This is a genomic window from Halopseudomonas sp. L-58, assembly GCF_056859475.1.
The window spans coordinates 14,832-24,228 of sequence record NZ_JBSXON010000049.1 but is presented as its reverse complement, the minus strand read 5'-3'; the positions used below and the strand labels follow the sequence as shown (position 1 = coordinate 24,228).

The following is a 9,397-nucleotide window of genomic DNA, read 5'->3' as shown; positions in this document are numbered from 1 at the left end:
AAATCTTCATAAAGCAGATCAAAAGTCAGAAATGAAAAAACCGACAACAGCCTGAGCTGTTGCCGGTTTTTCTATATACCCTAAGGGTATTACCGACCAACGCCAGCGTTACAAACGCTGGTGTTGCCAATATCCAAGCCATTACCGCTCACATTGGAAACAAAGTTGTTACGAACAGCGGCTTTCCAAACAGGAGGCAGTGGGATCAGCTTATGGGCTGAAATAACCGCATCATTGCTGTTTGCAGGCACAGCGTTGTAATGCTTGGCCAAGAAGGTTTGGATACTGCTGAGATCATTCGAGTCCTGATAGCACTGACTGAAGATCAGGTTGGTCAGACCAACAATGGGATAACCAGCGGAAGGATTGGCGAAGGTCGGTGCCCAGTTACGCGGATCCTCTGTAGCTGATCCACTCGGAGGAGGAGTAGTGGCCAGCGCAGCTTGAACTTCGGCTTCAGTAGGCAACTTACCATTGATTCTGGCAACCTTGGCTGCATCACCAAACTCGGTATAGTCAGGGCTGACATAGCCGATAGAGCCTTCATTGCCAGCGCCATAAACTTCAGCAACTACCCCACCGCTACCGCTAGCGGGAATATGAAGACCACTGATCGGTGTAATGACGTCGACAAAGTCGTTATCGAGAGCCTTAGTAATAACAGTGGGGGCCGCTGCCTTCAGGTGACGCAGGAAGATTTCGGTAGTGCCACTGCCATCCGCACGATAGACCACACGAATCGGCAGATTGGGACCATTAAGACCAGGAATCTGATTCCAGTTGGTGTACTCTCCAGCAAAAACAGCTGCCAACTGCTGGCTGGTCAGATCCAGCGACGACAAGCCAGGCACGTTGAACGGTACAGTCACTGAAGTGGCAGCCGAAGGGGTCTGAACCAGCGGACCGTACAGAGCGGCATTGTAACCATCCAGCTCGCTGTCACTCACTACCGAGTCACTACCAGCGTAATGGACAGTGCTGCCTACAGGCTGACCAAATGGCGCGCCGTTGTTGGAGAAGAAAGCAGACTTGCCAGTACCGCTGCCAGTACCCACATAAGGAGCGAAGCCAGCCGGGAATACGCCCGAAGTCTGGTAAACGCCCTGCGGCAGAGTAGCACCGCCACCAACAACATCAGCAGAAACTTGAGCCGAGGCCAGAGCGGCGAAGGCCAGTGATACAGCTATCAGATTGCGCTTGAACATTCTACATCCCTCGTTATCAACCGAATTTGAACTGCGTGTATTTGTGACTCTCGACTTGACGCATCGGGGCGCTGAGTTGGGTGAGGCCACGTATTCAGACTCGCAAGCGGGGATGACAATCAGGCTAAAAATCCTACGTAACATTTTCCGTCATTCGCAGCATATTCCATGGTGCTTTTGTCATTTTCCTGAACAATCGCTGCAATATACGGCAGTTGATATTTGCTATTGAGAGCATGATGGCAGTCTGCACCTCTCTGGTTGCCAGGCCACGATTGATGGCGACTGCGGAGTGATGGTTTGCCGGGTTCCGCGCCGTTCTGTTGGTGTCCTGCTGCGTTCACCAACCGGCTTTGCTTACAAAATGGCGAACCATTGATTACAAATGCGCGGGAGCTTCCTGAGAAAAGCACTGGTACATCGGCGCAATAGAGCTGTTTTGTGGAGGGCGCGGGATGAAAAGCCCGACGAACGGTCGTGTTTCGCAGGGAACTCATTGCACCAGCTGGTTGATTTCGATGATGGGCAGCAGTACGGCCATGACAATCAGCAGCACTACGCCGCCCATGACGACGATCATCAGGGGCTCGAGCAGGGCTGTCATGCTCAGGGCACGGCGCTCGATATCGCGGGAGAGGGTCTGTGCGGCGCGTTCCAGCAGTGGGGGCAGTGAGCCGGTCTTTTCGCCGCTGGCGATCAGGTGAATGAGCACCGGGGGAAATTGCTTTTCGGCCTTGAGTGCCGTTGCCAGAGAGATGCCTTCGCGCACCTGGGCAGTGGCGTTGGCGACGCTGAGGTCGAGCCGGTCGTTGGCCAGGGTTTGGCGGGCGGCATCCAGCCCGCGCAACAGGGGCACGCCGGCGCTGCCGAGAATTGCCAGCGTGGAAGCAAAACGGGCGGTGTTGACGCCCAGCACAAAACGCCCCACCAGCGGCATGCGCAGGATGCGGCTATGCCAGGTCAGGCGTGCGGCGGGGTCGCGCAGATACAGGCGCCAGCCAGTGAACAGGCCGACGATGCCGATAAAACACAGCCCGCCCCAGGCGCGCACAAATTCGCTGGCGGCGATCATCACCAGGGTCAGGCCGGGCAGATCCTGGCGGGCCTGGGAGAAGGCGTTGACCACCTGGGGCACGACATAGCTGAGCAGGAAGATGACGATGGCGACCGAGACCAGACCAACCACCCCAGGGTAGATGAAGGCGGTGAGTATCTTGCCCTGCAGGGTATTGCGTTCTTCTATGTAATCCGCCAGCCGGTCCATGATCTGCGCGAGGTCGCCGGACTCTTCGCCGGCGGCGATAAGTGCGCGGTAGATTTCGGGGAAGTCTTTCGGGCGCTGGGCCAGTGCGTCGGCCAGGCGCATACCGCTGCGCACGTCGGTACGCACGGCGCTGAGGGTGCGAGCAATATGCGGGCGTTCGGCTTGGTCGACGGTGGCGCTGAGCGCCTCTTCCAATGGCAGGCTGGCGCCGAGCATGCTGGCCAGTTGGCGGGTGGCCCATGCCAGATCGCTGCTGGACAGCTTGGCGGCGAACAGGCCGCCGGATGTGCTGTTGGTGCTGGCCTGGGCCTTGATTTCCAGTGGGGTGAGACCATTACCACGCAGTTGGGCCATGGCCGCTTGGCTGCTGTCGGCTTCGAGCTGGCCGGTGACGATCTTGCCGGTGCTGTCGGCGGCCTGGTAACGGAAGCTGTTCATCAGGCGTCCCGGGTGACGCGCAGGATTTCTTCCACCGAACTGGTGCCGCTGGTTACCCAGCGGTCTCCGTCCTCACGCATGTTGCGCATGCCGGCGGTGCGGGCGGCCAGGCGGATGGCCTGTTCGGCTTCACCCTGGTGGATCAGGCGGCGGGTATCGTCATCGATGCAGAACAGTTCATGGATACCGGTACGGCCACTGTAGCCGGTGTGGTTACAGGCGGCGCAGCCCTGCGGGCGCCAGCTACCAATGCTGTCATCCCATTGGCGACAGTCCTTGCACAGTCGACGCACGAGGCGCTGGGCGAGTACGCCGAGCATGGAGGATGCCAGCAGGAAGGGTTCGACACCCATGTCCACCAGCCGGGTGATGGCGGAAACCGAGTCGTTGGTATGTAAGGTGGCGAGTACCAGATGGCCGGTGAGCGAGGCTTGCACGGCGATCTGGGCGGTTTCCAGGTCGCGGATTTCACCAATCATGATGATGTCCGGGTCTTGCCGGAGGATGGCGCGCAGGGCGGTCGCAAAGCTCATGTTGATCCTGGCATTGACCTGAACCTGGCCGATGCCAGGCAAGTCGTACTCGACCGGGTCTTCGACGGTGAGGATGTTGCTGGTGCTGGCATCCAGCCGGGCCAGGGCGGCGTACAAGGTGGTGGTCTTGCCGCTGCCGGTCGGCCCGGTGACCAGGACGATGCCGTGGGGCTGGCGGATCAATTGATCCAGTTGGCGGAGTATCTCGGTATCCATGCCGAGGGTTTCCAGTTGCAGGCGCCCAGCCTGTTTGTCGAGCAGGCGCATGACGATGCGTTCGCCATGCCCGGTGGGGATGGTGGAGACGCGGATGTCGATGGGCCGCCCGGCGACCCGCAGGGCGATGCGCCCATCCTGGGGCAGGCGTTTTTCGGCGATGTCGAGCTGGGCCATGATCTTGATCCGCGAGACCAGCGCGGCGTGCAGGGCCTTACGGGGTGAGACAACATCACGCAGGGCACCATCGACGCGGTAACGCACGACGGAGTGCGTTTCAAAGGGTTCGATGTGGATATCACTGGCGTTATCCCGGGCGGCCTGGGTCAGCAGGGCGTTGATCATGCGGATGACCGGCGCGCCGTCCTGAGCGTCGAGCAGGTCGGTGACTTCGGGAATGTCCTGCATGAGACGGTCGAGATCGACTTCGTTCTGCACTTCGCCTACCACGGCGGCGGCGCTGCCGGTGTCGGAGTAACTGGTGGCCAGCAGCAAGTCGAGTTCTTCGTCTGTGACCTGTTCCAGTGCTAGCTGACCAGTGCGGCGCATGGCTTCGAGGATGGCCCAGCCCGGCGTTGTAGGGCTGACTACCAGCGCGCTCCCCTGTTCTTCTGTTCGCAGGAGCAGCCGCTGGCTCTTGGCCCAGTTGTATGGCAGCGGCGTCATGGCTGCGGCTCGTCCGGTTGCACCGGAACAGCGCGGATGGGCGCACGCACGCTGTCGGCCGCGGGAACGTCAGGGATGGCCTGGGCCGCGGGTGGCAGCCGCGGGGCGCTCATGTCCGGCAGCGCCCAGCTGGACTCGGGGTGCAGGCTGTCTTGTGCGCGGCGCATAAAGTCGTAGCGGTTGAGAGTGATGTCTCGCCCGACGCCGCGGTCGCGAATGATGTAAGGGCGCAGGAATACCATGAGGTTGGTCTTGTTGCGCTGGCGGCGCTCGTGGCGAAACAGTGCGCCGATGCCGGGGATGCTCGACAGCCCGGGAACGGATTCGGTGCCTTGGGTGAAGCCGTCTTGTAACAGGCCGCCGAGCACCATGATCTGGCCGTCGTCGAGCAGTATGCTGGTGTCGATGGCGCGTTTGCTGGTGACGGTGCCGGCGGCGCTGGAGGCGCGCTCATCGACGCTGCTGACTTCCTGGTAGATATCCAGCTTGACGGTGCCGCCTTCGGATATCTGTGGTCGGACGTTGAGTTTGAGACCGACCTCTTCACGCTGGATGGTCTGGAATGGGTTGTTGCTATTACCGCCGCCATCGGTGACATATTGGCCGCTGACGAAGGGGATAGTCTGGCCAACGAAGATGCTGGCCAACTCGTTATCCAGGGTCAGCAGGTTGGGCGTGGACAGGACGTTGGTGCCACCTTTACTCTTCAGGGCGCGGGCGAGCACCTTGAGGTCAAGAATCTCGCCTATGCCGGGAATGCTGACGGTGCCATCCACCAGGCCGACGCTGAGCCCCGCTGGTAGTACATCGACACTGGTGGCGCCACGACCAAGGGCGCTGCCGCCGAGGTTGGCGCCGCCGACCCAACCGTCACCGCCGAGGTTGCCAGCCTGCCACTGGATGCCGAATTCGCTGGCATCGTCTTCGCTGACTTCAACTATCAGGCTTTCAATCACGACCTGGGCACGGCGCTGGTCCAGTTGATCGATGACTTCACGCAGGCTGCGGTAGAGCGGATCAGGTGCGGAGATAAGCAGGGTGTTGGTAGTGGCGTCGGCCTGCACGGTGACGCCACCTGCGGAAAAGGCTGCGCCCTGGTCGTCGAGCAGGCCGCCGCGCAGCGGGCTGGCGGTGGCGGCTCCTGCTCCTGCCCCGGCGCTGCCGGTCTGGCTGTTGGAGGTACTGCTGCTGGTGCTGGCTGTGCTGCCTGTGCCCTGCATGCCACTGCCACTGCCGCTGAGCAGTGCTCGAGCGCCGTCCCCTTCCAAGTAGGCGTTGTCGGTTTCGCCGGTGAGCAGCCCGCGCAATGCCTGTGCCAGGGTGATGGCCTGGGCGTTGCGCAGGTGGACCACATGCAGGTTGCCGGCGCTGTCCTGGGCGCGGTCAAGTTTGTGGATCAGCTCGCGGGCAATCTGGGTGCGTTCGGGGCTGCCAGCGCGAATGATGACGCTGTTGGAGCGCGGTTCACCCAATACGGTGATTTTCTGTGTTGGGTCGTTGCCCTGGGCATCCAGCAGTTCAGAGACGATGGCGGCGATGTCCACGGCAATGCCGTTGTGAACCGGGACGACATCGGTGTCGATGGCGCTGGGGTTGTCTATGCCGGCGATGACCTGGGCGATACGTTCGAGGTTGTCGGCGTAGTCGGTGACGACGATGGTGTTGTTGCCAGGGTAGGCGTTGATTGGGTTGTTGGTGGCTACCAGTGGGCGCAACACCGGGATCAGGTTGACGGCATTTTCGTAGCGCAGGCGGAAGGTACGGGTGACCATGCCGTCTGCGGCGGGTTGATCGGGGCTGTAGACCGATCCGCCGAGCAGTTTGGCGTCGGCTTCCGGTACCACATGGCTGACGCCATTCACATCGACGATGCTGAAGCCTTGCATGCGCAGCGCGCCGAGCAGCATGTTGAAGGCCTGGTATGCCGGCACTTCGCCTTCAGACACCAGTGTCAATTGCCCCGTGACCCGCGGGTCGATCAGAAACTGGCGTCCGGTGGCACGGGACAGGGCGCGCACTACGGCTTGCAGGTCGGCATCTACAAAGTTGAGTTGTACCGGCTGATCGCCCAGGTCTGATGCGATGCTGGCTGTGTCAGGGCTTGCTGCCGATGCCGGTGAACGCAGTGCCGGGCGTTGCCGGGGGCGCTGGGTATCCTGGCGTGGGCGTTCGAGGTTGCTGCTGGGGATAATGGTCGCCATCGGGCGCCCTATCTCGCTGATCTCAGGTGCCTCTGGCCCGGTGGTGCTGCAACCGACGAGCAACAGCACCAGCATGAGTGCGCCGGCGTTGGGTAAGTGAGCGAGGCCGGGCTGAGTATCCATACACCTCATCGGGAATCCCCTGAATTGGACGTTGGCTCCAGACGGACTCCGCCGGATAGGGTGACGCCGGATGCGGCGGGGTCTGACGTGGGTGTGCGCTGTAAGCGCGCTTCGCTGATGTGCAATGACAGTCTGGGCGCCGTGTACTGCAGCCAGGCCATGAGCGGTCCTGCCGGGGCAGCGCTGAGTTCAAGCTCAAAGACTGCTTGCCCCTGTTGCTGGTGCAACTGGTAGTGGCCTGTCAGAGACTGGGCATCCAGGCTCTGGCTGATCTGCTGTGTTGAGGCAGCCTCTGTTATACCGGTTGATGAGTGGGCTGGTGATATGCCCTGCAGTATTTCGTCCAGGGCCAGCGATTCGTTATGCAGGCGCGGCAACTCGGCCTGCCAATGCCCTATGCGTTGCAGCGGCGGTTTGATGAAGCCGAACCACAAGACCGTTGCCAACAAAGCCAGCGCGGCGACTGTCACTGCCAGCCGTTCACGGTCGGCCAGCCCTCGCCAGTGGCTCAAGTACTGTTGGCGCTTGCTGCGCAGCTGGGCGGTTTGCACGTGCAGAAAGCCGGATTGCTTGAGGCGGTCAATCATCGCTGCCTGCCTGTGGCTTGCTGGTCACGGAGGGATCGCCGTGGGGTTGCAGGTGCCAACCACTCGCGGTGGCCTCGGCTTGCAGACCTGCCTCGGCCAGTGCTGTTTGCCAATCCGGATCGGCGGGGGGCTGGCCTGCATCTGCCAGCAGCGTCAGTTGCAGGGAGGTGTCGGTGAAGGTCAGCTCATCGACTCCGCCAACCATGAACGGCATGGCGCTGGCTGCCTGCTGGACCAGTTGGCTGAAGCCCATGTCGGCTGTGCTGTCGGCTGTCCCCGCCAGCCGCGCCGCGCTCTGCTGTCTGGCTTGCTGTACCGGGTTGAGAATGATCGGGATCTCCGGGAAGGCCTGCTTGACCCGTTCGCTCATTGCAGTCTGCAGTTGCCTGCCCTCCTCCGCCAGTTGGTTCGCATACAGATTGAGGCCGGTTACCCAGACCAATACTGCAAGGGCGCAGCAAACCAGTGGTTTGGTCCATTGGGGGCGGGTGTCCCCGCTCGGTGAGCGCTTGGCTTTCCAACCCCAGGACGGCCCGGGGCCAGTCCAGCGCTCGGCATCGGGAAGCAACTGGTCAATGACCAGGCCGGTCTGATCAGGTACGTCTCCTACCCAATTCAGCTCAACACCCTCGACGGTAGCGGCCTGCAGTTGCATCTGCCCAACTTCGGGTAATGGATGCACCCAACCGGCGTCACGATCCTTACGTACGACCAGATAGCCGTCGACCAGACATGCAGACCAACTGTGTTCATTGGCCGGAAGAAAAAAAGGCGCAGCGTAAAGGGCTTTGATTTTAATGTTGTGCCGCGCCAGTAATTGAAACAGGTCATCCAGCGCTTGCTGCGCCAGCCATCCGATAGATGTCAATCCGGCGTTCGAGCGCTGACTGTGGACGATGTGTTGTTCTGCACTGCTACCCAGCATTAGTGGTTCCGCCGCACACTGCACTGCCGCCGCCAAACGGGCGACTGGCAAGGGGGGAAAGGGCAGCTCGGCCAGCAAGCTGTCGCTGGGATGCAGGGTGACTTCAACCGGGGTGCTGTTCACCTGTTCAGCCAGTTCTTGCAAGGTCGCCTGCGCCGTCTGCGCGACGCTGCCGTCCTGATTCAGCCAGGCGTAGTGCAGTTGGCTGTCAGGTTGCAGCTCGGCAAGGGGGGCCAGGGCAATACGCAGCAATCGACTCATGCCCCTACCCTCGTCCAGATCACTTCGGGCTTCTGCTGTTCGTTGCGCAGCAACAGCGCTTGCATGGTGATCAGTCGTTCACCTATGCGGGTCTGGCCATGCACTCGGAACCAGTTGCTGGTGATGCCGACCTTTACACTGGAGACGTCAAGATCCGGCCGCTGCAAGCGGTTGACGAAGTCACCCCGGTTGATGAACCAGCGGCCCTGGTCACGCTCGGCGAGCAGGCTTTGCGCCTGGCGTAATGACAGGTCTGGTATGTGGGCTGCGATGGCTTCGGGCCGGGCGGTATTGCCGTTGATCCAGGTGTTGACCGGTAAGATGGTGACGTGGGTGCGCAGTAGTTCAATGATGTGGCGATCAACGCCTTTGATGTCGTACAGATCATCGATCACTCGCAACATGGGCCGCTTGGCCGGTTCCGGTTCGCGCTTGGTATTGGGCGAGGTGAGTCTGCCACTGTCGAAGGTGTTGGCTGTTGTGGGCTCCTCGGCAACCGGTTCCGTTCGCCGGGGGTAGCTTTCGATGACCCGCTGGCTGATGCGCTGGGCGATGGAGAGGTTCAGCCCGAGCGACAGACACAGCCGCTCGAAACTGGCGTACTCGGTCATATCCACCTGACCGTCACGCACCAGGTTACGCAGGTTGAATTTGCCCTGTTCGTCTTCGATTCTGAGTTCGATGGCGGGTTGGCTTTCACTGGCTCCAGCAACCAGGATGCCATGCGCCCACTGCTGATCAAGCCGTGTCAGTGGATCTTGCAGTCGGCTGTGCCACAGTAACTGCTCCGCCTGTTCCAGGGCGCCGCGCAACAACCAGGTACCCTGTACTCGGTTCTGGTCAGCCTGCACCGTTCGTGTGAACTGTGTCTGGCTGGCGATAATCTGCGCGGCAATCACGGCGACTACGGTGACGATCAGTAAGGCGCTGATGACGGCCATACCGGACTGACATGATCGGCTTATCGGCGTGTTCATG

The 9,397-nt window shown here is 61.0% G+C and carries 7 protein-coding genes; all 7 read right to left on the bottom strand.

Features of this window, described 5'->3' with window-relative positions; all coding sequences use genetic code 11:
* Positions 1-89: 89 nt before the first annotated feature.
* Positions 90-1,205: a substrate-binding domain-containing protein gene (locus AC13EY_RS05925; RefSeq protein WP_482875943.1), complete on the bottom strand. Its 1,116-nt coding sequence runs from the start codon at positions 1,203-1,205 to the stop codon at positions 90-92.
* Positions 1,206-1,698: 493 nt separating this feature from the next.
* Positions 1,699-2,907 carry a type II secretion system inner membrane protein GspF gene (gene gspF, locus AC13EY_RS05920; protein WP_482875941.1) on the bottom strand — a complete coding sequence of 403 codons (1,209 nt, stop codon included), beginning with the start codon at positions 2,905-2,907 and terminating at the stop codon, positions 1,699-1,701.
* A complete protein-coding gene (gene gspE, locus AC13EY_RS05915) occupies positions 2,907-4,322 on the bottom strand; it encodes a type II secretion system ATPase GspE (protein ID WP_482875939.1) in 1,416 nt (471 codons plus the stop codon). The genes gspF and gspE overlap by 1 nt, the downstream gene beginning before the upstream one ends.
* On the bottom strand, positions 4,319-6,655 hold the full coding sequence (gene gspD, locus AC13EY_RS05910; protein ID WP_482875938.1) for a type II secretion system secretin GspD: 2,337 nt from the start codon (positions 6,653-6,655) through the stop codon (positions 4,319-4,321). The genes gspE and gspD overlap by 4 nt, the downstream gene beginning before the upstream one ends.
* Positions 6,652-7,233 (bottom strand): type II secretion system protein GspM, encoded by a 582-nt coding sequence (gspM, locus tag AC13EY_RS05905; RefSeq protein WP_228246941.1) that lies wholly within the window; start codon positions 7,231-7,233, stop codon positions 6,652-6,654. The genes gspD and gspM overlap by 4 nt, the downstream gene beginning before the upstream one ends.
* Positions 7,226-8,419, bottom strand: coding sequence for a type II secretion system protein GspL (gene gspL / locus AC13EY_RS05900; RefSeq protein WP_482875936.1), 1,194 nt, complete (start codon positions 8,417-8,419; stop codon positions 7,226-7,228). The genes gspM and gspL overlap by 8 nt, the downstream gene beginning before the upstream one ends.
* Positions 8,416-9,396 carry a type II secretion system minor pseudopilin GspK gene (gene gspK, locus AC13EY_RS05895; RefSeq protein WP_228246939.1) on the bottom strand — a complete coding sequence of 327 codons (981 nt, stop codon included), beginning with the start codon at positions 9,394-9,396 and terminating at the stop codon, positions 8,416-8,418. Before gspK ends, gspL begins: the two co-directional genes overlap by 4 nt.
* Position 9,397 lies beyond the last annotated feature (1 nt).

Coding starts and splice junctions, on each gene's coding strand:
- AC13EY_RS05925 (WP_482875943.1), bottom strand. CDS start 1,205: ATGTTCAAGCGCAATCTGATAGCTGTATCACTGGCCTTCGCCGCTCTG.
- gspF (WP_482875941.1), bottom strand. CDS start 2,907: ATGAACAGCTTCCGTTACCAGGCCGCCGACAGCACCGGCAAGATCGTC.
- gspE (WP_482875939.1), bottom strand. CDS start 4,322: ATGACGCCGCTGCCATACAACTGGGCCAAGAGCCAGCGGCTGCTCCTG.
- gspD (WP_482875938.1), bottom strand. CDS start 6,655: ATGAGGTGTATGGATACTCAGCCCGGCCTCGCTCACTTACCCAACGCC.
- gspM (WP_228246941.1), bottom strand. CDS start 7,233: ATGATTGACCGCCTCAAGCAATCCGGCTTTCTGCACGTGCAAACCGCC.
- gspL (WP_482875936.1), bottom strand. CDS start 8,419: ATGAGTCGATTGCTGCGTATTGCCCTGGCCCCCCTTGCCGAGCTGCAA.
- gspK (WP_228246939.1), bottom strand. CDS start 9,396: ATGAACACGCCGATAAGCCGATCATGTCAGTCCGGTATGGCCGTCATC.